This is a genomic window from Streptomyces sp. NPDC005017 (genome assembly GCF_042873115.1).
Taxonomy (GTDB): domain Bacteria; phylum Actinomycetota; class Actinomycetes; order Streptomycetales; family Streptomycetaceae; genus Streptomyces.
On sequence record NZ_JBIALD010000006.1, the window covers coordinates 260,701 to 287,043 of the forward strand.

The window sequence follows — 26,343 nt, forward strand, 5'->3', positions numbered from 1 at the left end:
CGTGCAGATGGACGAGGCGAGCGGAACCGTACTGCTGCGCACCGCCGGCAGCGCCTACGTCCTCAGAGTGGACCGGGCCGCGGGCACGGTCCGGCACGTCCACTGGGGACCCCCGCTTCCCCTCGCCGACGCCGTCCTGCTGCCGGTGTGGGCCGAACACGACAACAGCTTCGCCGGACGCTGGGACGGGGTCGAGGAGTATCCGCACGAGGGCGGGGCCCGCTTCGGCGCCCCCGCCCTGGAGGTCCGCTTCGCCGACGGCTCCAGCCCCGTCGAGGCAACCGTCCAGGACATGGCCCTCCTCGCGGACGACCACCTGGTGATCCGACTCCACGACCGCGTCCGGCCGCTGTCCTGGCACCTGCACTACCGTGTCCCCGCGGGCGGCGACATGATCGAACGGTGGGCGGAGTTCACGCACACCGGCACCGGCGACGACGGTGACATCCTGCTGCTCCGCCACGACTGCGCCCACTGGCCGATGCCCCGGCGGACGGGCTGGCGGCTCGGCGCGGTGCACGGCGGCTGGTCCGCGGAGGGTCGGCTCGAACGCTCGCGGCTGGCCGTCGGCGAGACGGTGCTGGGCAGCCGTCGCGGCCACACGTCCCACCACGCCAACCCCTGGGTGTCGCTGGACCCCGGCGACACGGGCGAGGAACACGGCGACGTCTGGACCGTCGCGCTCGCCGCGAGCGGCAGCTGGCGCATCACCGCACAGCGCACCGCCGCGGAGCAGGTCTCGGTGGCCGTCGGCGAGGGCCACGAGGGCACCGAACTGCGGCTCGCCCCGGGCCGGTCGCACCGCACGGCGATCAGCCTGGGGCTGCACACCGCCCACGGCTTCGGGGCCGCCGGCCGAGCCTTCCACCGTCACCTGCGCGAGCACGTCCTCCCGCACCCGCGTGAGTTGCGGCCCGTGCTGTACAACTCCTGGGAGGCGACCTCCTTCCAGGTGAGCGAGGACAACCAGATCGCTCTCGCGCGTCATGCCGCCGAACTCGGCGCGGAACTCTTCGTCCTCGACGACGGCTGGTTCGGCGGCCGCGAGGACGACCGGTCGGGACTCGGCGACTGGACGCCGCACCCCGGCCGCTTCCCCCGGGGGCTGCGCCCCCTCGCCGACGAAGTCCGCCGTCTGGGCATGGCGTTCGGTCTCTGGGTGGAACCCGAGATGGTCAACGCCGACAGCGACCTGTACCGCCGGCACCCCGACTGGATCCTGCACACGCCGGACCGCACCGCCACGGAACTGCGGAACCAGCTCGTCCTGGACTTCTCGCGGCCGGAGGTCACCACATGGGCCCTGGAGACCCTGCGCCGGCTCGTGGACGAGGCTTCGGTCGACTTCCTCAAGTGGGACTTCAACCGGTCGTTCACCGAAGCCGGAGCCCGGGAGCCGGGGCCGGACGCCAGACGCGTCCATGTGGAACACGCCCGTGGGCTCTACCACGTACTGGACCAACTGCGTTCTTCCTTCCCGCAGTTGCGCATCGAGGCATGCGCGGGCGGCGGCGGACGCGTCGACCCGGGCATACTGCGCCGTACCGACCAGGTGTGGACCTCCGACAACACCGACGCGGTGGACCGGCTCACCATCCAGCACGGCTTCAGCCAGGTGTACCCGGCCTGTGTGATGTCGGCCTGGGTGACCGACAGCCCCAATCCGCTGACCGGCCGCGCCGTTCCCCTGCGCTTCCGCTTCCACAGCGCCATGGCCGGGGTGCTCGGCGTCGGCGGGGACCTGACGCGCTGGACCGCCGCCGAACGCGCGGAGGCCGCCGAGCTGATCCGCACCTACAAGGACATCCGGCCCGTCGTGCAGCACGGCCGGCAGTTCCGCCTTCTCGCGCCGGAGGAGGGGCCGCTGACCGCGGTGCAGTACGTCGCCGAGGACGGGGACCGTGTCGTCGTACTGGTGTGGCGGCCCAGCACCGGCTTCGGGCCCGAGCCGCCTCCGCTGCGGCTGCGCGGACTGCCGCCCGAGGCCCGGTACCGCGACGAGGACACCGGCCTGGAACGGTCAGGGGCCACGCTGACCGGCTTCGGCATGCCGCTGCCCGCGTTGCCGCCGGGGGACTGCGCGAGCGCGCTGATCCGGCTGCGCCGCGTCGAGCCCGGCGCGGGCGCACCCGTCGGCGAGCCTTCCGCGTCGGCCGTACTCCCGGGAGGGCCGGGCTAGATGCCGATGCCGGACACCCTCGCACGGTGCCGTGGGCCTGCCGTCTTCCGTGCCTACGGGACCGTTGGAACCTGAAGTAGGGTGGCCGTCGAAGGGAGCGTGAGCGGTGCGAGAGCGGGTCACCATGGCCGATGTCGCGCGGAAGGCCGGGGTGTCCTCCGCAACGGTCTCCTATGTGCTCTCGGGCAAGCGGCCGGTGGCCCCCGACACCCGGGCGGCGGTGGAGGCCGCGATCGAGGAACTGTCCTTCACCGTCAACGCCACCGCGCGCAGCCTGCGTACCGGCCGGTCCAGCCTGGTGGCGCTGATCGTGCCGGACATCGCCAACCCCTTCTTCGCCCAGCTCGCTGGAGCCCTCCAGGAGGAACTGCGGGGCCTCGGGCTGCATGTCGTCGTGTGCAGCACCCGTGCGCGCCGGGACGAGGAGCGGGCTCTGCTGGCCGAGGCCGTCGAGCAGCGCTTCGCCGGTGTCGTGATCACCCCCTTCCGCCTCAAGCCCCGGGACTTCCAGCCGCTCGCGGACGCCGGACTGCCCGTCGTCGTCAGCGCCGACGTGTCCTTCGGCCCGATCGACCTGGTGACGCCCGACGCGCGGGCGGCCACCCGGCGTGCGCTGGAACAGGTGGCCGCGGCACAGCGACGGCGTATCGCCATGATCGCGGGTCCCCGGGACGCGACGGGCGGAGACCCCCGGCTCGAACACCTCCGCGCCCTCGCCCTGCAGTTCGGTATGTCACTGCCGCACGAGCTGGTGGTCAGGGGTGAGCACACCCGGGAGGCGGGAGCGGCCGGCTTCGGTGAGCTGATGAGCCGCCGCTACCGTCCCGACGCGGTCTTCTGCGGCAACGACGTGATCGCCGTGGGCGCGATGGACAAGGCCCACGACCTCGGGATCGACATCCCCGGCGACGTGGCCCTGATCGGCCACGACGACGCGTCCTTCGCCTCCCTGGTCCGCCCCAAGCTGACCACCATCCGATACCCGGCCGCCGAGGTCGGCCGCGCGGCCGCCCGCCTGCTGACCGAGCGCCTCAACGGCCGCGAGGTCCACAAGACGGTGCATGTGAAGGCCGAGTTCGTGGCGCGCGCCTCCGTCTGACCCGGTGACAGAGCCGCACCCCGGCTGGAGTGCGGCGGGTCCGTCGTGCCTCCGGTACGACTCGTGCCGTACCGGAGGTCCAGGTCACGAGTCGAGCGCGCAGGGTGCCAGCTTCTCCAGGCCCTCGGGCTTGGCGGCGGCGCGGCCGATCGCGGTCTCGATGCGGTTCAGGGCGGCGACACGCTTGTCCTCGAGCGGGCCGAGGATGGCGTTCTGCACGAAGTTCGGACCACCCTGGCCGACCGTGTCGACCAGACGCTGATTGGCCTCCCGGACCTGGGTGTCCAGCAGTTGGAGGTTGCGCGTCACCTCAGCCTGGGCGGAAGCGGGGATCGCGGGGAGGCTCGACTCGACCTCGGGGCAGCTGATGGTGCCCGCGGCGCCTGCCTCCTGACCGCCACCGGCCTGTTGGTCCTCCCCGGCCTCCTGGCCGCCACCGGGCTGCTGGCCCGCCGCGTCGCCCGCCGCGTCGTCTGGGGCTTCCGCCGCCCCTCCCCCGGCGGCGCCAGCACCGAGCACACAGGGTGCCAGCTTCTCCAGGCCCTCGGGCTTGGCGGCGGCGCGGCCGATCGCGGTCTCGATGCGGTTCAGGGCGGCGACACGCTTGTCCTCGAGCGGGCCGAGGATGGCGTTCTGCACGAAGTTCGGACCACCCTGGCCGACCGTGTCGACCAGACGCTGATTGGCCTCCCGGACCTGGGTGTCCAGCAGTTGGAGGTTGCGCGTCACCTCAGCCTGGGCGGAAGCGGGGATCGCGGGGAGGCTCGACTCGACCTCGGGGCAGCTGATGGTGCCCGGGGACGCGCCGGTGTCGGCGGCCTTCTTGCCGGGGTTCTGCCCGGCAAGCGCCGACCCGGCGATGACCGCGCCGGACAGCACGACCGCTACCGCACCGCCTATGACAGTGATCCGGCGCTTGTTGTACTTCGGAAGTGCCCTGGACATGCGGATGCCTCACTCGGTTGGGGAGGCCGGTGTCACTGCCCGTGGTGGGGCGTGCCCGGACCTCTGCTTCCTGCGCTGACGAACGCGGCGCCTGCGTTCGCGGGAAGGTACGAGAAGGCGCGCCCTATTGTTCAAGGATGTTGTGAAAACACGTCGGATTTTGTTGCTCCGCTGGTGGCGGTCCGGATCACGCCCTCCGTCGTCGCCATGGAGCCGGGGCTCTACGACGGCCAGGGCGGCTCGCACGGGTACAACTCACGTATGCGGTCGGAGTCGCGTCGTCGAGTCGGGTCCCGGCCCGAGTTCCGCCTGTATCGAGTGCCATACGCGCTCGGGCGGGGCGACGAGGAGGTCCTCCGTCGTCACGGCTCGCGCCGTACGCACGACTCGCTGAAGCTGTTCCAGCTCGTCACGGCACTGTGCGCACCGCTCGAGATGGTCGCCCTGCCGCTGGGTGGGGCCGGCATCGGAGCGGAGCGCGAGGTCGTTCAGCTGCTGCGCGTCCAGGTGCTCGGCCATACTCCACCTCCACGTGTGCCGGGCGGAGTGCTGGGACACGGGAGCGGAGAAGTCCAGGCTTGACCGGTTTCCCTTCGGCGCGCTCGCTCCCGGCGAGTGAGCGCACTGCATGTTCCGCCGCCGCGCCGGTCGAGGATGCAGTTCCTTGTGCGCTACGAGAAGGACCTTCGGACCATATCGATGCATGAACGATGCGAATTGCCGCACCGCATCGTTTTGGAGGACGGTCGTCCAGAAGCCGTTCGACGACCCGGGAGCTGATGATGGCTACTGCTTGGCCAGTCCCGCATCTGGGGGCCGACGCCGGACACACGCCCGCGCGCGAGACCGGTACGGCCCGCGAGGAGTACGAGGACGCCGAGCTCGCCCGGCGGTTCCGTGCGGGCGAGGACCAGGCGCTCGCCCAGGCCTACCGACAGTGGGGCGCCCTCGTGTACACGCTCGCCCGGCGGTCCCTGGGCGACACCCACGACGCCGAGGACGTCACCCAGCAGGTGTTCCTGGCCGCGTGGCGCGGCCGCGCCGGGTACCGGCCGGAGCGCGGGGCGCTGGGCGGCTGGCTCGTCGGCATCGCCCGGCACTCGATCGCGGACGCGCACGCGGCCCGGGCGCGCCGCACGGACATCGAGAACGCGTCCGCGGCCCAGCGGGAGGAGGCTGTCCGCAACTGGGGCGTCGACGAGAGCGAGGCCGCCGTCAACCGTGTGCTGGTCCTCCAGAAGTTTGAGCGCCTGACGTCGGTCCAGCGCCGCCTGCTGGGAATGGCCATCTACGGAGACATGACACAGGTGCAGATCGCCGAGCGGACGGGTCTGCCCCTGGGCACGGTGAAGAGTCACATCCGCAGGGCTCTGCACTCGCTGCGCCGGGTGATGGATCCCCCTGCCTGAGCACACCTCTGCAAGGAGAGCACGATGGAACCGCCCGAGACCTCCCTCCACGCGTATCTGAGCTATGTGGACGCCCCCAGCGCCATCGCCTGGCTCCAGGCACTGGGGTTCGTCACGACGGCGCGACAGGAGCGCGAGGACGGTCAGGTCGTCCATGCCGAACTCCGGCTCGGGGACGCGGTGCTGATGGTCGCCAGTTCGGACGACGCCTACACCGTGCCGCCGCTGAAGGGCATCTCGACGGGAGCCGGGGTGTATCTGGCGACCGCGGCCGTGGACGAGCTCTACGAACGTGCGCTGCGGGCCGGAGGCCAGGGCGTCATCCCGCCCGCCGACACCGAATGGGGCACCCGCCGTGCCCGGGTCCTCGACCCGGAGGGCCGCGAGTGGAGCTTCGGCAGCTACCGGCCGGGCGGCGGGGAGGGCTGAGCGCACTGGCGGGCCGTAGGGTCTGTCGCATGAAGTCGTTGATCACCGCCGTCCGTGCCCACGAGGAGGCCGCGCGCTTCCTCGCCTGGCCGGGCGATTTCGACCTGGACCGCGGCGATCACGGCGAGGAGGTTCACCTGGCCTCGGGCGCCGCACTGGAGGGATTCGCCGGTGACGGAGCCGGGGGCACCTTCTTCTTCTGCGGCGAGGGCGGCGAGGAACGGCCCGTTCTCTTCGCGGACTCCGAGGGGTGTGCGGCGCTCATCGCTATGGGCCTGCCCGAACTGCTGCGGCTCCTGCTGCTCGCCCCGTGGTGGCGTGACTGTCAGACGTTCACCTTGGAGGAAAGCCACGTGCTCGCGGCGGAGTACATGGAGGACATGCCGGACCTCGTCGCCCGACGAGAGCGTGCCGCCGCGGCCCTCGGCCTTGCCCTTCCCACCGAAGGGCAGGCCTTGGCGCGGCTGCGGGACGTAGCGCTGGATGTGGGGAAGGACTTCGTCCTCGTCCTCACACCGGAGGGCGAGCCCTACGATCCTCTCTTCGAGATGGGCCATCGCACCGCCATCTAGTCCCCTGTCAGACCCCGCTCGACCCGGGTCGGTGTGAACGGGCAGGCGACCGACACGTCACCGAGCCGGAAGTCCCCCGCATCCGTCATCGGGCCAGCGTGGAGCGCCACCGGTGACTCCGGGCCCGCGTGATCACGGCTGGTGCCGGGCGCATCCCTACGGCGCGTGAATCCGGAACACCACTCGTGGCCCGAGGCCGGGCTGGTCCGTCGCGGTGGTGGAGGAAGCATGGATGTGGACGAGGAAGGCCGCGCGGGGACGGGCGTCACGACCGGTGCTCTCGCACGCAAGCTCGGCATCTCCCCCACCACTCTGCGTTCTTGGGACCGCCGCTACGGGCTGGGGCCCGCCGCGCGGATCGAAGGGCATCACCGGCGCTGGACGGTCGAGGACGTCGCGATGGTGCAGGAGATGTGCCGGCTGACAGCGCAGGGGCTGCCCCCGGCCGAGGCGGCCCGCGCCGCGAAGACCTGGGCGGCGGAGTACCGCGCCCCCGCGCCCCGACCGGCCGCCGCCTCGCCCGGCCCGCTCCCGGAGCCGCCCACACCGTCTCCGAGCCCCGACCCGCCCTCGGCGGACGTCCCGCCCCCCGCGGACTGGCGGCGACGATGCAGAGGACTCGCCCGGGCGGCGGTCCGTATGGACGCCGAGGCCGTGCACGAACAGATCACCGCGGCCGTCGAGTCGTACGGCCTGGTCACCGCCTGGGAGGAGGTGCTCACCCCGACCCTGCGGTCCGTCGGCCGCAAATGGGAGTCCTCCGAGGACCGGTACGTGGAGGTGGAGCATCTGCTGTCCTGGCAGGTCTCCGCCGCCCTGCGCTCCGCCTACGCCCGCGGCGTCACGCTGAACGGGACCGGGGACGGACGTCCGGTCCTCCTGGCGTGCCTGCCGGGCGAACACCACACCCTCCCGCTGGAGGCGCTCACCGCCGCGCTCGCGGAACACGGTCAGCGCGTGCTGATGCTCGGCGGTTCGGTACCGGTCGAGTCCCTGGAGGCGACCGTACGGCGGACCGCTCCCGCGGCCGTGGCCCTGTGGTCGCAGTCCCGCGGCACCGCCGACCTGCCGCTCTGCCGTCACCTCATGTCCATCCGCTGGGGCATCCACGGCGCCCGGACCCGCAGTCACGTACTGCTGTGCGGTCCGGGCTGGGGCCGGCGCTGGGATCCAGGACTGCTGCGACCGCGCGGCCTGGGCGAGGCGGTCCGCATCCTGCTCTCCGCGGGCCGGCTCGGCGACGACGGACCTCTCACGGCCGAGGGCCACGAGGCGGAGTCCGCGTGAGCCGAGGGCCGGGCGCGTCACATCGCGGCGGAGTCCGGCCCCAGCACCGTTGCCCTGTACTCCCGCGTCAGCGCCCGCGCCATGTCCGCCACCGAGTACCGGGTCGCCACCGTGTGCTGCCCGGCTCGAGCGAGGCGTGTGCGCTCGTGCTCCGGGAGGGACGCGAGCCGGTGCAGACCGCGTGCGAGGCCGGAGGCGGTCGAGGTGTCCAGCAGGATGCCGTTCACTCCGTCGCGCAGGTAGTGCGCGACTCCCCCGCGCAGCGGGCCCGCCGCCGGCAGTCCCGCCTCCATCGCCTCCAGTACGGCGATTCCGAACTCCTCCTTGGCGCTCGGGCACACGTACCAGGCGGGAACGCCGTCCTGGGGGTCGGCCAGGGCTCGCTCGAGGCGTCGCACCTCGTCGTTGGGCAGCGCGGACAGCAGAGCCAGGCGGCGCGCAGCCGCGTCCTGTCCGGCCAGCAGCGAGTCGAGCGCGTCGCGCATCTGCCGCTCGGGTGGCGTGGAAAGTCCGCTGCTGCCGCCCACGACGACCAGTGTGGTCAGCCGCCACAGGCCTGTGGTGAGCCAGGTGCGTACCAGCAGGTCCTGCTGTTTGACGGGGTGGAGCCGGCCCACGCACAGCAGCAGCGGCAGGGCGCGGTCGGCAGGGGCGAGAGCGTCGGGGCGGCCGCCGTCGGCGAAGAGGTCGTCCAGCATCCGCCGCCGCAGTGACGGTTCGTCGGCCGCCGGCACGTAGGGGGCGATTCCCTCGGGCGGGGCAGCGGGTCCCGTGGGGCCGTAACGGTCGGCCAGCACCGGGAAATGGCGTAGCAGGTCCCGGCTGCCGGGGTGTCCGGGGATACCGATCACGGTGTCGGCGCGGGCCACCAGACGGTCGGCGCAGAAGACGTGGTGGAGGTCGGCGCGCAGCGACTCGGCACGCCGGGGGTCGTGGGCGTCGGCGTGCTTCCCGACGAGGGTGCGGTGGGGATCGGGGGCCGCGGTGAAGACCAGCCGCGCTCCCGTGCGTGCGGCGGCGTGCGCGAGGGCCAGACTGCCGTCGTCCGCGTACCGCACATGCAGCACGTCAGGGCCTCGCGGCAGGGACCGCAACAGCCGGACGGCCCACCAGGTGAGCGCGGGCTGATGCCCGGGCCGCGCGTGCCGCCGCGGTGGCCCTGGGGTGTCGACCGGCAGGCGCAGCACCCAGTGACCGGGAGCGCGCTGCCGCAGGAGTCGGGGGTCGCGCGCCAGGTCGTCGGGGCCCGCGGTCACCACGGTCACCACGCCGGCGACGCCGTCGACGCGGGCGAGCCGGTCGCCGAGTCCGCCGAGCAGCACGGACAGCCCGCCGCTCGGCCCCTGTCCCGGTGTGTCCAGGTCACCGTGGAGCATGGTCTGCGCGACGAGGATCCCGGTCGCGGGCCAGTACTCCTCGGTGAGGGTGTCGGGAGGGGCGAGGAGCAGCCGCTCGTAGGGGTCCGCCGCTGTGTCGAGGGCGGGGAGCAGGGCTGCGCCGTCGGGGAGTCGGTGCAGGTAGCGCCAGAGGGCGTGGCGGGCGGTCCGGCCGGTTCGCGCCGCGAGTCCCGCGGCCTCGGCCGCGGACAGCGGACTGAGGTCCGTCGCCTGGGCGCAGTCCAGCAGGAACGCGGTGCGTGCGGCGTCGGGAGCGCCGTGCAGGAGCGCCCGTCGCAGAGTTTCCTCGGCGTAGCGCGCGCCGTGACGTCGTACGGTGTCGGGCCACATCTCGGTCAGGACCGCGTCGAGCCTGCTCCCGCCGCCCGCGTGCGCGAGGAGGGCTTCGGGGGTGAGCGGTACGGCGAGGCGGCAGGCCCGGCGCAGTGAGGCGACGGCCCTGTCCTCCCGCCCGAGCCCGGGTTCCGCGTCGGGCTGCACCGCGCGGGGCCCGATTCCGTACTCGGCGTCCAGCAGCATCTCCAGGTCGCCGGTGGGACGGTGGTGCCGTGCGGTGCCCGGAGCGTCCGTGTGCCGGTACCGGAAGAAGGAGTGCCGCGCGGCGACGAGCGGGTCCGGATCCGCGGGGGACCGCGTCGTCGGCACGGTGTCCCACGAGGGCGCTGAAGAGGCGGACACATGGTCTCCTTCGTGCGGGGACGGACGACACCTTCGTGCGGGCTCGAGCGACACATTCGTGCGGGAACGGGCGACACCGTGTTTTCGCCGGGGAGGCGTCGACCGGATGCAGTCGTGTCCGCCAGGGTGTGTCGACGGCGCACCGGGCCGGGACCCGCCGCATCCGGGGAGGGGCGCCGTGGCGAAGGGGGGTTGTGCCACGCATTGTGATCATCAGCCCTCCGTTCCTCTCCCACGCCGGGCCCCTGTCCGTACTGGCGGCCGCGCTGCGGGACCGTGGGGCGGACGTGCACTTCGCGTGCACGGAGGCGTTCGAGCCTCTCGCCACCCGGGCCGGTGTCCGTTTCGTGCCGCTGAGCGTGAGCCGCAACGCGAACACCGGGGTGGCCGAAGGCACCCGGCAGGAGGCCGCGGAGGCGGCCCGGCTGTCGGAGTTCCTCGATGCCACCCGGCTAGGCGCGATCCCCACCCTGATCACGCAGGCCCGCCATCGCCGGGCGGACATGCTGGCCGACCCGGACGCCGTGTTCGAGGATCTGCGGTTCCTGGACGAACGGCTGCGCCCCGACTGGTACGTCGTCGACCAGCTCAGCTACGCGGCCACGTTGGCCCTGCACTGTCTGGGGCTGCGGTACGCGACGTTCTGCCCGGGACATCCGACCTACGTCCTCGCGGGTCCGGACAGCTGGTTCGGTGTCCCCTACGAGTGGCCGGGCGCCCTGCGTCCGGACGCGGGGCGACTCGCCGAACTCCTGGGCGTGGCGCGGGAGAACGACCGCGCCTTCACCGAGAGGTTCGACGCGTTCGCCCGGGACAGGGCACCGAACGCGCCCGGTCCGGGGCGGGCGTTCGCGCTGACGTCGCCCCACGCGGTCCTGTACGCGTACCCGCGCCTGCCGTGGCTGCCCGAGCGGCCCACGGGTCCGGACCATGTCCACGCGGGACACATGGTCGGCCCGGCTCAGCCCTTGGACGACGACTGGTCGCAGCGGCTGCGGAGGCTGAGGAGCCGGGCCCGCCGGGTCGTGCTGGTGGCGCTCGGCACGTTTCTCTCGGCCCGCGACGACGTGCTGCGGACCGTCGTCTCCGGGGTGCTCGAGGGCACCGGCAGCACGGGCGTCGTCGTGGCGGCTGGGCAGCGGACGGCGGCCCTGGCGGACCTCGCGGGTGACCGTGTCGTCGTCGCCCCGTCCGTGCCGCAGCAGTACCTGCTCCCGCGTGTGGACGCGATGGTCCATCACGGCGGCGCCAACTCCTTCACCGAGTGTCTGCGCTTCGGGGTCCCCGCGCTGATCCTTCCGTTCTCCAGCGACCAGTTCGCCGTCGCGTACGACGGCGAACGCGCCGGTGTGGCGCTCGTACGGGACCCCAACACGCTGTCGCCCCTCGACGTACCGGCGGCGCTGGACGCTCTGCTCCTCGCCGGCCGCCCCCGCACGGGGCGGTGGACGCGGGAACTCGCCCGGCGCGGGCCGGACTTCGCGGCGGCACGGCTGCTCGCCACCATGGGCGAAGCGGTCCGCGCCCGCTGAACGGCCGGTGGCTCGACACCTCTGGCCGGGCGGGCGCGGGGCGCTGGTTCCGCGCTCAGTCCCGCGCGGAGGTGATCGCCGGTGTCGAGGCGCCCGGCGCCAGAGCGGCCTGGCGGGCCCGGCGACGCGCGGCGAGGGACTCCCGGGCGGCTTCGCGGGGGTGGCGGCGGCGCCGGTAGGGGTTGTCGTGGGGCAGCTTGCTCGACACCCGGCCGTACATGCCGAAGCAGGCGATGAGCAGGCCCATAGGGAAGCTGAACAGGACATTGGTGATGCCGAAGTCCAGGACGTTGGCGGAGCGGTCCAGGACGAAGAGGTGGAAGAAGCCGCTGATCATGAACAGCGTCCCGGCGGTCGTGTTGAGCGTCGACGCGAAGTTGCCGCCGACCACGGCGCCCGCGATCAGCCCCAGGCCGACGACGACCGAGACGAGGCTGAGCAGCCCGTTGGTCGTCATGCCCGCCACCTGTGTGCCGTCCGTGCTGAAGGGGCTGAGCCGGTCGGCGAAGCCGAGGCAGCCGAACACCAGCAGGACGACTCCGCACAGGCCGGCGCCGTAGCGGTACACCTGGGCGAGCCGGTGGTCGACGGGAAGTTCCTCGCCGAGCCTCATGGGCCTGTCCTCTCCCACGCTCGGGGGATCCGCGGCAGTGCGGATCATGTGTGACTTTCGCCCTCGTTTCTCCCCGCGCCCGCGAAACGGTTGCACCCGTTCCGGTCCGGCGTGCCGCGCTCAGCGTTCCGCCCGTGCCGCGAGCCGTCGCAGCAGGGCGTTGCGTCCGCGGTCCGGCACGGTCCACAGGGTCTGGCCGCGCACCCCCCACCGCTCCAGCAGGGCGTTGGCGGCCAGGAACCCGGTCGTCGCCGCGCGTTCCATCAGCGCCACGGGCAGATCGGTGCGCACCAGGTCGCCCGCCACGACGAGGCCGGGGTGCGGGGTGCGGGTGGTGGGGCGGTCGGCGTAGCCGCCCACCGGGAACATCGGGCAGTCCTCGCGCCATTCGTGGCGCACGTCGACGACCGTGGCGGCCCGGGTCTCCGGGTAGACGTGCCGCAGCTGCTCGACGAGGCGTTTCTCCTCGACGTCGCGGGACGCCGAGGACGGGACGGCGTACCCGTGGAGCTCCACGACGGATCCGCCGGTGCGTGCCGCCCAGCGGGCCGACTCGTCCTCCCAGCGGTCCAGCACGCTGATGTTGTCGAGGCCGCCGAACCCACTGGTGCCGAGAAAGCCCGGCCGGTCCGCGGCGACGGGCCGGTCCAGCCACAGCCGGGTGACCAGGAAGGACGGGGCGGTGCCCAGACGGGCCACCCGCTCGCGCCACGGCGTGTCCCCCAGGCCCTCCGAGCGGGCCACCAGGTCGCGCAGCCCGGCGGTGTCGAGGGCCAGGACCACGGCGTCGTACCACCGCTCGTCACGGTCACCGGCCACCTGGAAGCCGCCGCCCCGCGCGGGCGCTATGTGCTCGACGGCCGTCCCGGTACGGACGTCGGCGTCGTGCCGCCGCAGATAGCCCACCAGCGGTTCCCACAGCGCGTCCGGGAACGGCGAGCGGGGCACGTCGAAGAGCAGGCCCTCGGCCGAACCGAGGAAGTAGATGTGGAACATCAGCGCCATCTCCGCCGCCGACAGCTCCCTCGGGTCGGCGAAGAAGCTCCGGGAGAACACCTCGAACGCGAGATGGCGGGCTCGCCTCGGGAAGCCGACCAGGTCGAGGAAGTCGTACGCGCTGACGCCGTCGAGACGGTCGTACACGTCGGGTACGCGGACGTCGAGCAGGGGCAGGGCCGCGACCGGGTCCATGGCGGGCAGGTCGCGCAGCCGGAAGGAGCGGCTGAGCGCGACGAAGCCGACGGCGCTCCAGGGCGGGGTGCGCGGGACGTGCCGGAAGCTGTCGCGCAGGCCGTCGGCGTGCAGCAGCGGGTAGTCGGGCAGCGCGGTCAGCCGGGCCAGCGCGGGATCGGTGCGGCGCAGCAGGCCCCGCAGGTTGTAGTACTGGCGGAAGAAGGCGTGGAAGCCGCGGCTCATCGTCACCGTGCTGCCGTCCCGCAGCCGCGTGGGCCAGCCGCCCACGCGGCCCCCGACGTACGGCTCGCGCTCGTACAGGGTCACGGACACGCCGCGTTCGGCCAGCGCGGTGGCGGCGGCCAGCCCGGCGATCCCGCCGCCGACCACGGCGACGGTGGGCCGGCCGTCCGCGTACGGGGCGCCCGGGTGGGCCGGAAGCGTGCGGGTGCTCCGGTCCCGGCCCCGGCGGGCGGGGGCGCTCACCGGCGGGCCTCCCGCCGCTGGACGCGGGCGGTCATGGGCGGTTCTCCTGCCACTCGTGGGCGGTCATCGGCGGTTCTCCTGCCTGCGGGCGACGAAGGTGTGCGTGATGCCGGTCTGCCAGCCCGGCAGGGGAAGTGCGCGCACCTGGTCGAACCCGGCGGCGCCGATCCGGTCACGGAACCGGTCGGCCGTGTCGAACTCGACGACGCTGCGCCACAGATGCCGGTACAGCGGGCCGTCGCCGAGGAGCGTGGCGGCGGGCTGGACGATGCCCCGGCACACCAGCGTCCACACCGCCCGGTCGGTACGGCGGCCGCTCAGGGTGTACTCGTGCACTCCGAGCCGTCCGCCCGGGCGCAGCAGGTCGCGGACCGCGGCGAGGACGGTGTGGGGGTCGGAGACGTTGCGGAAGAGGTAGGCGGCGAAGACCGCGTCGAACGGTCCCGTCACGCCCGCCTCCGTGAGCCGTTCGGCGGGCGCGTGCACGAAGTTCACCTCCCGCGCCCAGGGTTTCGCCGCGGCCCGGGCGAGCATGCCGGCGGAGGCGTCGACGGCGGTGATCGCGGCCGCCGGGTAGACGGAGCGGAGGGCGGCCGTCGAGGCGCCGGTGCCGCAGCCGAGGTCCAGCAGCCGCAGTCCCTCCCCGTGGCCGGGCAGCCCCAGGCGGCGCGCCGAGCGCCGCAGATGGGAGTGGTAGCCGGGGTTGGCCGCGACCAGCGTGTCGTAGCTGCGGGACGCGTGGTCGAACGCGGCGGCGAGGTCCTCGTCGCGCAGCAGCGTCATTCGATCTCCAAGGTGGGTGTAGAGGGCGGGCGGGTCAGTCGAAGGGACGGCGGGGCAGGCCGGGCAGCTCGGCGGCGCTGCGCAGCATCGGGCCGACGGGTGTGTGCAGGCCGATCGACAGGTCCTCGAGCAGGCTGGTGCGCCCGTCGAGGAAGCACAGCAGCCGCCGCATGGGGACGCGGGCGAACAGGCGGGAGAACAGGGCGGGTCCGTCGACCCGGCCGCTGTCCAGGGCGCGCAGCAGTACGGCGTCCATGGCGCGGGCGCGGGCCGAGTGGGCGGCCGGCGGCACCGGCGTACGGCCCTGCCGCAGCGCGGCGGCGACCGCCCGGGTCTGTCGCTGGAGTCCGGCGAACGTGTAGCCGGTGGAGGGCCGGGTGGCACCGCCCGCGGCACCGATCCTGAACACCGAGGCGCCGACCCGGCGCGGTATCGGGGCGTCGGTCATCGGGATCACACCGGTCTCGGTGGCGACGATCTCGGTGTCGCCGAGACGCAGTACGTCGTCGACGTAGTGGCGCACCGCCTCGTCGTAGCTGTTCGCGGTGCGCAGGCGTGGTGAGAACTCCGTGTACTCCACGAGAGCCTCGTGCCTGCCGGTGGGCAGGACGTAGCCGAAGGACAGCCCGTCGGCGGGCTGGGGGGTGCGGAAGTCCATCAGGTCGGCGGTCGCGACGTCGAAGACGGGGCGTGAGGTGCGCACGAACCAGCCGTGGAAGTGCTGGAGCAGCGTGGTCCGGGCGGCGGGGAGGCTGCCGAGGGGCCGGGAGTCGAACACCCAGCGCGCGCCCAGCGTCTCCCTGCGGCCGTCGGGCAGGAACATCCGGACGCGGGCCCCGCCCGGTGTCTCGTCCACCGACCGCACGATCGCCTCCACGCGCCGCACGTTGGGGCTGCGCTCCAGGTCGTGGCCGATCAGTGTCTCGAAGTCGTCGGAGCGGATCATCTTGTACCGCAGCGGGGCGATGCCGTCCTCGATCGGCGGTCCGGCCGGAGGGCGTACGCGCAGGCGCCGCCAGTCCTTGCGCACCGCGGCGTCGAAGGGGCCGCCGCCGGACTCCCAGAAGCACCAGGTGCGGGGCGGCGGCCGCAGCGGGCCCGCGGGGGCGTTCACCAGGACCACGGTCGGCGTCCGGGTGCCCGTCACGTGCCCGCTCAGGCGGTGGGCCAGGGACAGCCCGGCGGCACCCGCCCCGACGACGGCCACGTCCGCCTCGATCACGTCCGCTCCTTCCGGTTCCGCGTGTCGGTGCGCACAGGGTTCCGCGTGTCTGTGCGCGCGCTGGGTGGTGTTCCGGTCGGGGGGCGTCGGCGGATGCAGCTTGCGAGGCGCTGGACGGGCGGGCGCGGCGGGACCCGTTCCCGGGGCCACCGGCAGGGCCCGTTCACCAGGTACCCCCATACGCCGCATCCGTCCGAGCCGTATCCGTGGAATGCATCATCACGACAAGCGATCCATCCCGCGACGAGAGGAACCCGAATGCGCGCCATTCAGGCGAAGGACCACAGTGCGGCCGCGGGGCCGCCTGTTCCGCGCCTGGTCCCTCTGTCGGGGTCCTCCCGGCGCGGGCGGCCGGCTCCGAAGGACACCGACGGGACGTGCGGGGAGGCGGGCCCGGGCGTACCGGCCTTCGACGTGACGTCCGTGGACGCGGACGTTCCCGCCGCGGTCGGCCGGGTGCTCGACGGGATACTCGCCGACCGACTGGCCCGGGCGGGCGCCACGGACGGGCTCTTCGCACGGGAACTGGCCGAGCGGGTCGGGCGCTTCACGCAGGAGGGCGGCAAGCGCACCCGCTCGCAACTGGTGTGGTGGTCGATGCGGGCCTGCGGCGGTGCCGAGGAGCATTCGGCCGACGCGGCGCTGCGGATCGGGGCGGCACTGGAGCTGCTCCAGACCTGCGCCCTGGTCCACGACGACGTGATGGACGGCTCGGCGATGCGGCGCGGCCGTCCGTCGCTGCACACCGAGCTGGGAGGCCGTTACGCGGGATCCGCCTCGCCCGAGCGTGTCGTCCGGTTCGGGGAGGCGGCCGCGGTCCTCGCCGGAGACCTGGCGCTGGCCTGGGCGGACGACGCGGTGGCCGAGACCGTGCTCGGCCCGTGGACGGCGACGGTGGTGCGCCGGCTGTGGAGCGACATGCGCATGGAGATGGTGGCGGGGCAGTACCTCGAACTGGCGGGCCAGATCACCGCCGCTCGTTCGCAGCCCCGGGCACTGCGCTCCGCCTGTCTCAAGAGCGCGCTGTACTCGGTCGAGCGGCCTCTGGCGCTGGGGGCGGCCGTGGCGGGCGCGGACGCCGTCACCTCGGAGGCGCTGTGCTCGGCCGGGCGCTGCGCGGGGATGGCGTTCCAACTGCGCGACGACCTGAACGACGTCTTCGGCGATCCGCGTCGCACCGGCAAGGCCGTCGGCGGGGACATCCGCGAGGGCAAGCCGACCTACCTCGTCGCCGTCGCCGTGGCACGCGCCGAAGCGGCCTGCGACCGTCGCTCCCTGGCCGTGCTGGAGGGGGCCCTGGGCGATGACGGTCTGACCGCGACGGGCCTGGACGACGTACGGGACGTGCTGGTGCGCACGGGGGCCCGGGCCGCGGTCGAGTCCAAGATCGACCGGCTGACCGCGCAGGGGCTGCGGCGTTTCGACCGTGCCCTGCCCGCCACGGACGCGGCGGGCAGGCTGCGTGCGCTGCTGAGCGCGGCGGGTTCCGCGCGGTCCGCCGACGTGCCGTCCGTCCGCCCGCACATGGCTGGCCCGGGTGTGCCGGAGGTCCGGCGATGAGCCGCGTCCTGCCCGGCCGCACCGACCATGTCGTGGTCGTCGGCGCGGGGCTCGCCGGCCTGTCCGCGGCCCTGCACCTGCTCGGTGCCGGACGGCGGGTCACCGTCGTCGAGCGTGACGCGCTGCCGGGCGGCCGGGCCGGCCGGATCGAGCGGGGCGGCTACCGGATCGACACCGGGCCCACGGTGCTGACCATGCCCGACCTCGCCGACGAGGCCTTCTCCGCCGTCGGCGACAGTCTGTACCGGCGGGTCGAGCTGCTGCCGCTGCACCCGGCCTACCGGGCCTGTTTCGCCGACGGCGGCTCCCTCGACGTGCACACCGACGGCGACCGCATGGCCGCGGAGGTCGAGCGGTTCGCCGGAGCGCGTGAGGCGGCGGGCTACCTGCGGCTGCGGGAGTGGCTGGAGCGGCTCTACCGGGTGCAGATGCGGCACTTCATCGACGCCAACTTCGACTCGCCCCTGGATCTGCTCACCGGCGACCTCGCCCGTCTCGTGGCGCTCGGCGGCTTCGGCCGGCTCGACCGCCGCATCGGCCGGTTCCTGCGGGACGAACGGCTGCAGCGTGTGTTCTCCTTCCAGGCGCTCTACGCCGGGGTACCGCCGTCGCGGGCCCTGGCCGCGTACGCGGTGATCGCCTACATGGACACGGTCGCCGGTGTGCACTTCCCGCGCGGCGGTGTGCACGCCCTGCCGCGGGCCATGGCGGACGCGGCGGCCGACGCGGGAGCCTCCCTTCGGTTCGGGCAGGAGGTGACGCGGCTGGAGCGGTCGGGCGAGCGGATCACCGCCGTGGTCACCACGCGGGAGCGCATCCCCTGCGACGCGGTCGTGCTCACCCCCGACCTGCCCGTCACCTACGGGCTCCTCGGTCGCAGGCCGCGCCGCCCGGTGCGGCTGCGGCACTCGCCGTCGGCGGTCGTGCTGCACGCGGGCACGTCCCGGACCTGGCCGCAACTCGCCCACCACACCATCTCGTTCGGCGCCGCCTGGCGGACGACGTTCGACGAACTCACCCGCGACGGACGGCTGATGAGCGATCCCTCGCTCCTCATCACCCGCCCCACGACCACCGACCCCTCGCTCGCCCCGCCGGGCCGCCATCTGCACTACGTCCTCGCCCCCTGCCCCAACACCGAGATCGGGCCCGGCGGTTCCGCCTGGCAGGACCTCGGACCGCGCTACCGGGACAGGCTGCTGCGCGAGTTGGAGGCACGCGGACTCGACGGTTTCGAGGCCTCCATCGAGGAGGAGTGCCTCGTCACCCCGGCCGACTGGCACGGCCAGGGGCACGCGGCGGGAACGCCGTTCTCGGCGGCGCACACCCTCGCGCAGACCGGTCCGTTCCGGCCGCGCAACCTGGTCCGGGGCACCGAGAACGCCGTACTCGCCGGCTGCGGCACCACGCCCGGTGTCGGAGTGCCGACCGCGCTGGTCTCCGGGAAGCTCGCGGCGGCCCGCGTCACCGGCGGCACCCGGCGCCGCCCGTCCCGCGCCGGCGCGACCGCCACCGCCGAGGCCCCAGCGAAGGAGAAGGCCGATGACCGAGCGTGAACTCGACGCGGCGGGCATCACCGACCCGGTGCTGCGGTCGGCGTACCTGCGCTGCCGTGCCCTCAACCGGGCGCACGGCAAGACCTACTTCCTGGCCACCCGGCTGCTGCCCGCCGACCGCCGGCCGGCCGTGCACGCGCTGTACGGGTTCGCACGGTGGGCCGACGACATCGTCGACTCCCTCGACCCCGGCCTCGACAACGGCCGGCGGGCCATGGAACTGGCCGCTCTCCAGGAGCGGTTGGACGAGGGACTGCGGGGCGGGGCCACCGACGAACCCGTGGTGCTCGCCCTCACCGACACGGCACGCCGCTACGCCGTCGACCACACGCATTTCCACGACTTCATGACGGCGATGAGGTCGGATCTGGAGGTGACGGACTACCCCACCTATGCCGATCTGCGCGGCTACATGCACGGCTCGGCCGCAGTGATCGGGCTCCAGATGCTCCCGGTCCTCGGCACGGTCGTGCCCCGCGAGGAGGCCGCACCGTACGCGGCGTCCCTCGGTGTGGCGTTCCAGCTGACCAACTTCCTGCGGGACACGGGCGAGGACCTCGACCGCGGCCGGGTGTACCTGCCCGCCGATCTGCTCGCCGCGCACGGCGTCGACCGCGCGCTGCTGCGCTGGTGCCGGGACACGGGCCGGCACGACCGGCGGGTCACCGCCGCGCTGCGCGCGTTCGAGGCGCTGACACGTGGCGTCTACCAGGAGGCGCAGCCGGGTATCGCGATGCTCGATCCGGTCGCCCGGCCCTGCATCCGCACGGCGTTCGTGCTCTACGGAGGCATCCTCGACGCCGTCGCCCGGGACGGCTACTCGGTGCTGCACCGCCGTGCGGTGGTGCCGCGCGCCGACCGTGCCGTGGTGGCGGCCGAGGGGCTCGCCCGGGTGGTCGCCGCGCGGCTGCGCCACCGCTACCGCCCGCGGACCGCGAGCGGCTCGCCGTCGGCGCGTCCTGACCGGCACGTCTCCGAGGAGGCCGCGTGAACTCCGGGCGCCGCGACCGGCGCGTTCCCCTGTCCCTGCGCCGCCGCCCCGTCCCCTGGCACCGGCAGGAGCCCACCTGGCGGGAGGCCAGGCCCGCGGTGATCGCGCGAGCCCTGAAACAGGCACAGGCCAGGCCGTCGGGGAACTGGTACGTCGTCGGCGCCTCCGAGGCGCTGCGCCGCGACCGGCCCCTGGCGCTGGACGTGGCCGGCCGGGAGGTCGTCGTCTGGCGCGGCCGCGACGGCCGGCCCCTCGCCGGTCCCGGTATCTGCCCGCACCTCGGGGCGCCGCTGGCCGACAGCCCCGTCCGCTGCGGCACGCTGGTGTGCCACTGGCACGGACTGGCCCTGGACGGCGGGCCGTTCGCGGGCTGGCAGCCGCTGCCGGCCTTCGACGACGGGGTCCTCGTCTGGGTACGGCTGGACGAGGCCGGCGGGGAACCGGCCCTGGACGCACCCGTCGTACCGGAGCGCCCGGCCGCCGCGGAAGGGCTGACGGCCGTCTACACGGGCTTCGGGACGTGCGAGCCCGAGGACGTCGTGGCCAACCGCCTCGATCCCTGGCACGGGGCGTGGTTCCACCCGTACTCGTTCGTCGATCTCACCGTGGTCGGCTCGCCGGACGCGGCCGACGACCGTTTCACCGTCGATGTCTCCTTCAAGGTCGCGGGGCGGCTCGTCGTCCCGGTCCGGGCGGTGTTCACCGCTCCCGGGCCGCGCACCGTCGTCATGCGCATCACCGAAGGGGAGGGCGCGGGCACCGTGGTGGAGACCCACGCCACTCCCCTGGGCTCCGACGAGCGGGGCCGTCCGCGCACGGCCGTCGTCGAGGCCGTGGTGGCGACCTCGGGCCGGAGGGGCTTCGCCCTCGCCCGCCGGGCCGCACCGCTCATGCGGCCGCTGATGCGCACCGCAGCCGGCCGGCTGTGGCGGGACGACCTCGCCTACGCCGAACGCCGCTGGCAGCTGCGTTCCACGGGCCGTTTCCCGGGCTGAGGGGCCCCGCCCCCGCGTGCCCGCCGCCGAAACGCGAGTGGCGTGGGCCCCCGCACGGATGCCCACGCCACTCCCCTGTGCCCCGGCGGACGGGGCCCCTGAGCCGCTTCGCCTACCGGCGGCTGAGGGCGCCCGGCCACCAGGCGGTGCGGCCGATGTCGCGGACCAGTGCGGGGACCAGCAGTGAGCGCACCACCAGGGTGTCCAGCAGCACGCCGAAGGCCACGATGAACGCGATCTGGGCCAGGAAGGCGAGCGGGATGACGCCGAGGGCGGCGAAGGTCGCGGCGAGAACGACACCCGCCGAGGTGATCACCCCGCCGGTCGCCACGAGCCCGCGGCGCACGCCCTCCCGGGTGCCGTGCCTGAGCGCCTCCTCGCGCACCCGGGACATCAGGAAGATGTTGTAGTCGACGCCCAGCGCCACGAGGAAGACGAATCCGTAGAGGGGGACGGAGGAGTCGGTGCCGCTGAAGCCGAGGACGTTCTCGAACACCAGGGCCGAAACGCCGAGGGTGGCCGCGAAGTTGAGCGCGACGGTGGCGACGAGGAGCACGGGCAGCAGGAGCGAGCGGAGCAGTCCGACGAGGATCACGAGGATGATCGCGAGGACGACCGGCACGATGAGGTTGCGGTCGCGCTCGGCGGTGCGCTGGGTGTCGTACTGCTGGGCGGTGTACCCGCCGACCAGGACGTCCGCGTCCGGAACCTCGTGCAGTGCCGTCCGCAGCCGGGCGACGGTGTCCTTGGCGGCGTCCGAGTCCGCGGTGTCGGCGAGGGTCACGTCGATCCTGACCCGTCCGTCGGCGACCAGCGCCTCACCCGTCCCGGGACGCCCGGAGACGGTGACGACGTCGGCGGAGTCCACGCCGCGGACCGACTCGGCGGCCGAACGCACCCCGGCGGCCGACGCGGCGTCGGCGATGACGACGGCCGGGTTTCCGGCACCGCCGGGGAAGTGCTGCCCGAGGGTCGCCTGGGCCGCCACGGACGGGGCGTCGTTCACGAAGATCTCGTCGAGCGGGACGCCCTTGGACTCCAGGGTCGGCCAGAACACGGCGCAGGCGAGCAGGCCCGCGAGGGTCGCGGCCCACACCTTCCGGGGCGCCCGGTCGACGACGTCGGCGACACGGCGCCACACCGGGTGCCCCTCGTCCCGCGTGGGCCTGACCTTGGCCGGCCAGTAGGCGGCGCGGCCGAAGAGGAGCAGGACCGCGGGCAGGAAGGTCAGGGCGCTCAGCACGGCGCAGACGATGCCGATCGCGCCGACCGGTCCGAGTGCGCGGTTGTTCGTCAGATCGCTGAACAGCAGCGCCAGCAGGCCGAGGGCGACGGTGGCGGCGCTGGCCGTGACCGGTCCCACGGACTGGCGCAGCGCGGCACGCATGGCGGCGACACGGTCGCCCTCGCGGGCACCCAGTTCCTCACGGAACCGGGCCGCGAGCAGGAGCGCGTAGTCGGTGGCGGCACCGATCACCAGGATGGAGAGGATGCCCTGCACCTGTCCGTCGACGCGGACGATGTCATGGTCGGCGAGCACATAGACCACCGCGCAGGCGAGACCGAGCGAGAACACCGCGCCGATGATGATCACCAGCGGGAGCAGCAGGCTGCGGTACACCAGCAGCAGGATCAGCAGCACCGTGACCAGGGCGACGCCGAGCAGGAGGCCGTCGATGCCGGCGAAGGCGTCGGCCAGGTCGGCCTGGGTGGCGGCGGGACCGGCGAGCTGCACGGTCGTCCCCGGTACGGCGGCGGCCGCCTTCTCCACGGCCTCCAGCGTCGTGGGCAGCTCTTCACCGAGGTCGGGGCGCAACTGGACGACGCCCTGGAGCGCCTCCTGGTCGTCCGAGGCGATCGCCGGGGACGGGGTCGCGAGCACTCCCGGCCTCCCCTTCAGACCGGCGAGGGCCTGGGTGGCGTCGGCCTGCTCCCCGGGCCCGAGCCTGCCGCCGTCGGCCGCGGTCCAGATGATCACCGCGGGCAGGGACTCTGCCTGGCGGAAGGCCTCCTGGGCCTCTATCACCTGGGTCGACTCGGCGCTGCGCGGCAGGAACGCGGCCTGGTCGTTGGTCGAGACCTCGCCGAGCTTGCCCGCGTAGGGGCCGAGGCCACCGCCGATGGCCAGCCAGGCGACGACGACGAGCAGCGGCAGCAGTCGGCCGGCCCATCGCAGGGGTCGGGACATGAGAACTCCATGGGGGCAGGGATATCTCTTGGTGATAAACAATCTCACCGGAGAGTAATCTCAATGATTGAGAGAGATTGAAGCATGTGACTGAACGTTCCCGAGGAGGGGGGTCGGCGGATGCACCCACGTCCGCATCGATCCCGGCAACGGCATCGGGCCGGGTCGGCCGAGCGGTACGCGCGACTCGCGGAGCCGGGTGACCGGCGCCCGGTCAGGAGATGTAATGGGACACGCCGTCAACCGGCGTACGGCCCGCGGACCAGGCTGTCGCCCGAGTGGTCCGGGCGGCCGTTGTAGGGCTGAACCGACACATCGACCACCGAGTACTCGTCGAGGTCGATGTTGTCGGGCACCGGCAGGGTGGCGTGGCCGTCGGCGCCGAGCACGCCCATCGACACCAGCTTGGTGTGGGTGCGGTCCATGAGCCAGACCTCGAAGTAACCGGAGGTCCGCGGAAGGCCCTTGACCGTGACGTCGAGCGTGCGGTGCCCCGGGTCGTCGCTGAGGCGGGCGTAGCCGGCGGACTCGTCCTGGAGCGAGTCGAGTTGGCGGCCGTCGGCGGAGGGAGCGCTGGTGGAGGTGCGCATCGCCCACCAGGTGACGCCGCTCCCGGCAGCGGCACCGAGCAGCGCGGCGCAGGCGGCGACGGCGACGCCGAGGCGGGCCAGGCGGCGATTCCCACGCCGCGGCCGGCCGCCGGCCGTGCCGGCACCGGCGGAACGCGGCCGCTCGCGCCCGGCCGCCCGAATGCCGTGGTCGCCCTCCTCGGCCCTTCCCCCGCCGGCGCTCTGTTCCAGCCCGAGCTCGTCGGCGATGGAGTCCCACAGGTCCACGGGCGGGGAGGTCAGCTCGTGTTCGTGGATCGAGGGTGTCCTGAGGGCCGAGACCACACGCGTCAGTGCCGCCAGTTCCCGCGCGCAGTGCGCGCAGTGCCGCACATGGTCCTTCGCGGAGGGGGACGAGTCCTCCCCGAGCGCCATCAGGGCGAGTGTCTCCTCATCAACGTGCTCCATCGTCCACCTCCAACCGGTTCCTGAGGCGTATCAGTCCACGCCGCGTGCAGCTCTTGACGGTGCCGAGCGGAAGCCCGGTGCGTTCGGCGATCTGACTCTGGGTCAGGTCCTCGAAGAAGGCCAACGTCAAGACAGTCTGTTGCTGTTCGGGAAGTCTCTCAAGCTCCTCCACGAGGAGAATGTGGTCTACGACCGCGTCGGAGGGAGGAGTCCGGTGCGAGACCTCGGGCACGGCCGCGGCGGCCGCCTCCAGGTCCCTGGCGTGCCGCGAGCGGCGGGTCAGCGCGTCGGCCACCTTGTGGTGGGTGATCCCGAGGATCCAGGTCTTCAGGGCTCCCCGCCGTGGGTCGTAGCCCGCCCGGCCGCGCCAGGCGTCGACGAACACCTGCTGGGTGACGTCCTTGGCCTCCTCCGGATCTCCGACCCGTCGCAGGACGACCGTGAAGACGAGTGCGCCCCAGCGCCGGTACGCCTCGTTGAGGCAGGCCTCGTCACCCGCGGTGAACCCGTCGCCGAGCTCGTCGTCGGAGACGGCCGTCACGCGGGCCACGGTGGCGGCCAGCACCTTGGCACCGCCCCACATCGCCCTCACGTTCCTTCTTCCACGGCCGTGACGACCAGGTTCTGCTGGTACCCGCCGGCGGCGGGGAGGTAGGCACCGGTGCAGGTGATGAGGGTGAGGACCGCCGGTCCCTCCCGCTGGAACGCACCGGACCCGGCCAGCGCGCTCTTGTCGATCGCGCGGCGTGCGGTGACGCGGTACTCGACCGTGCTGCCGTCGGCGCGCTCCACCAGAACCTGATCACCCGAGCGCACGTCGTTCAGGGCCACGAGGACGCCGAGCCCGCGGCCGTCGGAGTCGACGTGACCGACCAGCACCGCGGAACCCTGCTTCGAGCCCGGCGGCGGGGAGAAGCGGTACCAGCCGACCCGCCGGGGATCGTCGGGAACTTCGACCTGTCCGTCGTCGGAGACGGCGACGGGATCGATCGGCGCCGTCACGCCGAGGCGTGCGAGCGTCAACGTCCGCGGCCCTGCGACCTGCGCCGGGACGGCGGGCGATCGCCCGGGCCCGTCGGCTGACACGTCCGCGCGTGGCGTGGACGGCAGTGACCGGCTGTCGGCGCCGGCCCGCGCGGGGCCGAAGTCGGCCGGTCCGCTCACCGTCTGCCGGGACGTCTCCCGCACCAGCCACACGGTCGACAGGGTGAGCCCCGCGACCGCGACAGCGAGTGCGGCGAGGAGAACCCGGCGAGACGACTTCATGATCATGCAGCGTCTTCTCTTCGCTCGTGGTCCGTGGTGTGCCGTCGGCTCCCGCGGCACACCACGGACCGGGGAGAGGTTCTGCGGTGCCTGCCCGTCGGTGCCGGGTGGGCTCAGCGCGCCGTGGCGCGCAGCCGGACCAGGACGCCCGCGACGCCGAGGGCGGACAGCGCGCCGAGCGAGATCGCCCCGAGCGGGAGACCCTCGTTGTGTGCCGCGGCCTGTCCGCTCTCGCCCGCGGGAACGCCGCCCGGAGCCGAGTGCATGCCCTTCAGGGTCTGGGTCTTGAGGGCCAGGTTCTTGTCATCGGCGCTGCCCCAGGCGTAGACGACGGTGTTGGTGCCCTCCGCCAGGTTCAGATCGGCCGGACCGATCGCGACCGTGTCGGTGCCCGCCAGGACCACGTCCGCGGAGACCGTTCCGGCGGCGACGTCGCCCTTGGCCTCCTTCGGGTTGACCAGATCCTTGAACACCGGTGTGCCGTCCGCGCGTACGTCGACCGCGGGCGCCGCCGCGACGTGGCGGACGGTCAGTCGGGCCTGGCCGGCCGGAACCTTGGAGGTGTCGTTGACGAAGGCGTCCAGCGCGGGGTCGCCGTCGGCGGTCAGATGGGCCACGAGGGTCGCGTTCGCCCCCGCGGGTACGTCGACGGTCTTCTCGATGGCCGGTGTGCCGTCGGGCCCCTCACCGTCCGGGAAGATCTTGATGTCGTAGGAGCCGGCGTCGAGTTTCATCGGGTCGGTCAGCGTGCCCGGCTTGAAGTCGGGGATCAGTTCGTCGTCACCGGCGTAGACGTCCACAGTGAGACCGGGCACGGCGTGCAGGACCGTGACGGTGGCCTGGTCCTCGGCGGCGCCCTGCAGTGCGAAGGCGGGTGCCGCGGCGGTCACGGACACGACGGCGGCGGCTCCGGCGGCCAGGGCGGCGCTCTTCATACGTGCGTTCATGGCGGTCTGTCCCTTCGGCT

Annotated in this window: 23 protein-coding genes; 12 read left to right on the forward strand and 11 right to left on the reverse strand. The window is 73.4% G+C overall.

Annotation, left to right across the window (positions count from 1 at the left end):
- Window positions 1–7 precede the first annotated feature (7 nt).
- Window positions 8–2,179 (forward strand): alpha-galactosidase, encoded by a 2,172-nt coding sequence (locus ACFYR0_RS12045; protein WP_389325478.1) that lies wholly within the window; start codon window positions 8–10, stop codon window positions 2,177–2,179.
- Window positions 2,180–2,285: 106 nt separating this feature from the next.
- Window positions 2,286–3,278, forward strand: a complete 993-nt coding sequence (locus tag ACFYR0_RS12050) for a LacI family DNA-binding transcriptional regulator (protein WP_389325233.1) — start codon at window positions 2,286–2,288, stop codon at window positions 3,276–3,278.
- Between the two features lie 84 nt (window positions 3,279–3,362).
- Here the strand turns inward: ACFYR0_RS12050 and ACFYR0_RS12055 are convergent, their stop codons facing one another.
- The gene (locus tag ACFYR0_RS12055) at window positions 3,363–4,223 is read right to left on the reverse strand and encodes a hypothetical protein (protein WP_389325236.1); all 861 of its coding nucleotides are present in this window, start codon (window positions 4,221–4,223) and stop codon (window positions 3,363–3,365) included.
- Between the two features lie 174 nt (window positions 4,224–4,397).
- Between ACFYR0_RS12055 and ACFYR0_RS12060 the strand changes: the two genes are divergently transcribed.
- The 5 genes from ACFYR0_RS12060 to ACFYR0_RS12080 all read left to right on the forward strand — a co-directional run bounded on the left by ACFYR0_RS12060 (window position 4,398) and on the right by ACFYR0_RS12080 (window position 7,920).
- Window positions 4,398–4,805, forward strand: coding sequence for a hypothetical protein (locus ACFYR0_RS12060; RefSeq protein ID WP_389325239.1), 408 nt, complete (start codon window positions 4,398–4,400; stop codon window positions 4,803–4,805).
- Window positions 4,806–5,005: 200 nt separating this feature from the next.
- Complete coding sequence (locus ACFYR0_RS12065; RefSeq protein WP_389325242.1) at window positions 5,006–5,632, forward strand: RNA polymerase sigma factor; 627 nt, start codon at window positions 5,006–5,008, stop codon at window positions 5,630–5,632.
- Between the two features lie 24 nt (window positions 5,633–5,656).
- Window positions 5,657–6,061 (forward strand): VOC family protein, encoded by a 405-nt coding sequence (locus ACFYR0_RS12070; protein WP_389325245.1) that lies wholly within the window; start codon window positions 5,657–5,659, stop codon window positions 6,059–6,061.
- 29 nt (window positions 6,062–6,090) lie between these two features.
- Entirely contained in the window at window positions 6,091–6,633 is a 543-nt protein-coding gene (locus ACFYR0_RS12075; protein ID WP_389325248.1) for a hypothetical protein, read from the forward strand.
- 228 nt (window positions 6,634–6,861) lie between these two features.
- Window positions 6,862–7,920, forward strand: coding sequence for a MerR family transcriptional regulator (locus ACFYR0_RS12080; protein ID WP_389325251.1), 1,059 nt, complete (start codon window positions 6,862–6,864; stop codon window positions 7,918–7,920).
- 17 nt (window positions 7,921–7,937) lie between these two features.
- Here the strand turns inward: ACFYR0_RS12080 and ACFYR0_RS12085 are convergent, their stop codons facing one another.
- Window positions 7,938–9,995 (reverse strand): glycosyltransferase family 4 protein, encoded by a 2,058-nt coding sequence (locus tag ACFYR0_RS12085; protein WP_389325254.1) that lies wholly within the window; start codon window positions 9,993–9,995, stop codon window positions 7,938–7,940.
- A 194-nt stretch (window positions 9,996–10,189) separates the two neighbouring features.
- Between ACFYR0_RS12085 and ACFYR0_RS12090 the strand changes: the two genes are divergently transcribed.
- A complete protein-coding gene (locus ACFYR0_RS12090; RefSeq protein ID WP_389325257.1) occupies window positions 10,190–11,527 on the forward strand; it encodes a glycosyltransferase in 1,338 nt (445 codons plus the stop codon).
- Between the two features lie 55 nt (window positions 11,528–11,582).
- Here the strand turns inward: ACFYR0_RS12090 and ACFYR0_RS12095 are convergent, their stop codons facing one another.
- The 4 genes from ACFYR0_RS12095 to ACFYR0_RS12110 form a co-directional block, all read right to left on the reverse strand.
- Window positions 11,583–12,140 carry a DUF4383 domain-containing protein gene (locus ACFYR0_RS12095; RefSeq protein WP_389325260.1) on the reverse strand — a complete coding sequence of 186 codons (558 nt, stop codon included), beginning with the start codon at window positions 12,138–12,140 and terminating at the stop codon, window positions 11,583–11,585.
- 120 nt (window positions 12,141–12,260) lie between these two features.
- A complete protein-coding gene (locus ACFYR0_RS12100) occupies window positions 12,261–13,799 on the reverse strand; it encodes an FAD-dependent oxidoreductase (RefSeq protein ID WP_389325263.1) in 1,539 nt (512 codons plus the stop codon).
- Window positions 13,800–13,862: 63 nt separating this feature from the next.
- Window positions 13,863–14,582: a class I SAM-dependent methyltransferase gene (locus ACFYR0_RS12105; protein WP_389325266.1), complete on the reverse strand. Its 720-nt coding sequence runs from the start codon at window positions 14,580–14,582 to the stop codon at window positions 13,863–13,865.
- 34 nt (window positions 14,583–14,616) lie between these two features.
- Window positions 14,617–15,804 (reverse strand): lycopene cyclase family protein, encoded by a 1,188-nt coding sequence (locus tag ACFYR0_RS12110; RefSeq protein WP_389325272.1) that lies wholly within the window; start codon window positions 15,802–15,804, stop codon window positions 14,617–14,619.
- 258 nt (window positions 15,805–16,062) lie between these two features.
- On the opposite strand from ACFYR0_RS12110, the gene ACFYR0_RS12115 reads away from it, so the two are divergent.
- The 4 genes from ACFYR0_RS12115 to ACFYR0_RS12130 are packed head-to-tail and all read left to right on the forward strand — an operon-like array spanning window position 16,063 to window position 20,906.
- Window positions 16,063–17,364 carry a polyprenyl synthetase family protein gene (locus ACFYR0_RS12115; protein WP_389325275.1) on the forward strand — a complete coding sequence of 434 codons (1,302 nt, stop codon included), beginning with the start codon at window positions 16,063–16,065 and terminating at the stop codon, window positions 17,362–17,364.
- Window positions 17,361–18,920: a phytoene desaturase gene (locus tag ACFYR0_RS12120; RefSeq protein WP_389325278.1), complete on the forward strand. Its 1,560-nt coding sequence runs from the start codon at window positions 17,361–17,363 to the stop codon at window positions 18,918–18,920. The genes ACFYR0_RS12115 and ACFYR0_RS12120 overlap by 4 nt, the downstream gene beginning before the upstream one ends.
- Window positions 18,907–19,911 (forward strand): phytoene/squalene synthase family protein, encoded by a 1,005-nt coding sequence (locus ACFYR0_RS12125; RefSeq protein WP_389325281.1) that lies wholly within the window; start codon window positions 18,907–18,909, stop codon window positions 19,909–19,911. Before ACFYR0_RS12120 ends, ACFYR0_RS12125 begins: the two co-directional genes overlap by 14 nt.
- Window positions 19,908–20,906 carry a DUF5914 domain-containing protein gene (locus ACFYR0_RS12130; protein ID WP_389325283.1) on the forward strand — a complete coding sequence of 333 codons (999 nt, stop codon included), beginning with the start codon at window positions 19,908–19,910 and terminating at the stop codon, window positions 20,904–20,906. Before ACFYR0_RS12125 ends, ACFYR0_RS12130 begins: the two co-directional genes overlap by 4 nt.
- A 112-nt stretch (window positions 20,907–21,018) precedes the next feature.
- Here ACFYR0_RS12130 and ACFYR0_RS12135 read toward each other — a convergent pair whose 3' ends face one another.
- The 5 genes from ACFYR0_RS12135 to ACFYR0_RS12155 all read right to left on the reverse strand — a co-directional run bounded on the left by ACFYR0_RS12135 (window position 21,019) and on the right by ACFYR0_RS12155 (window position 26,323).
- Window positions 21,019–23,094 (reverse strand): MMPL family transporter, encoded by a 2,076-nt coding sequence (locus tag ACFYR0_RS12135; RefSeq protein ID WP_389325286.1) that lies wholly within the window; start codon window positions 23,092–23,094, stop codon window positions 21,019–21,021.
- 239 nt (window positions 23,095–23,333) lie between these two features.
- Complete coding sequence (locus ACFYR0_RS12140) at window positions 23,334–24,110, reverse strand: anti-sigma factor (RefSeq protein ID WP_389325289.1); 777 nt, start codon at window positions 24,108–24,110, stop codon at window positions 23,334–23,336.
- Window positions 24,097–24,693, reverse strand: coding sequence for a sigma-70 family RNA polymerase sigma factor (locus ACFYR0_RS12145; RefSeq protein ID WP_389325481.1), 597 nt, complete (start codon window positions 24,691–24,693; stop codon window positions 24,097–24,099). Before ACFYR0_RS12145 ends, ACFYR0_RS12140 begins: the two co-directional genes overlap by 14 nt.
- Before the next feature lie 5 nt (window positions 24,694–24,698).
- Window positions 24,699–25,376, reverse strand: a complete 678-nt coding sequence (locus ACFYR0_RS12150) for a class F sortase (RefSeq protein ID WP_389325292.1) — start codon at window positions 25,374–25,376, stop codon at window positions 24,699–24,701.
- 113 nt (window positions 25,377–25,489) lie between these two features.
- On the reverse strand, window positions 25,490–26,323 hold the full coding sequence (locus ACFYR0_RS12155; RefSeq protein ID WP_389325295.1) for a DUF4397 domain-containing protein: 834 nt from the start codon (window positions 26,321–26,323) through the stop codon (window positions 25,490–25,492).
- Window positions 26,324–26,343 lie beyond the last annotated feature (20 nt).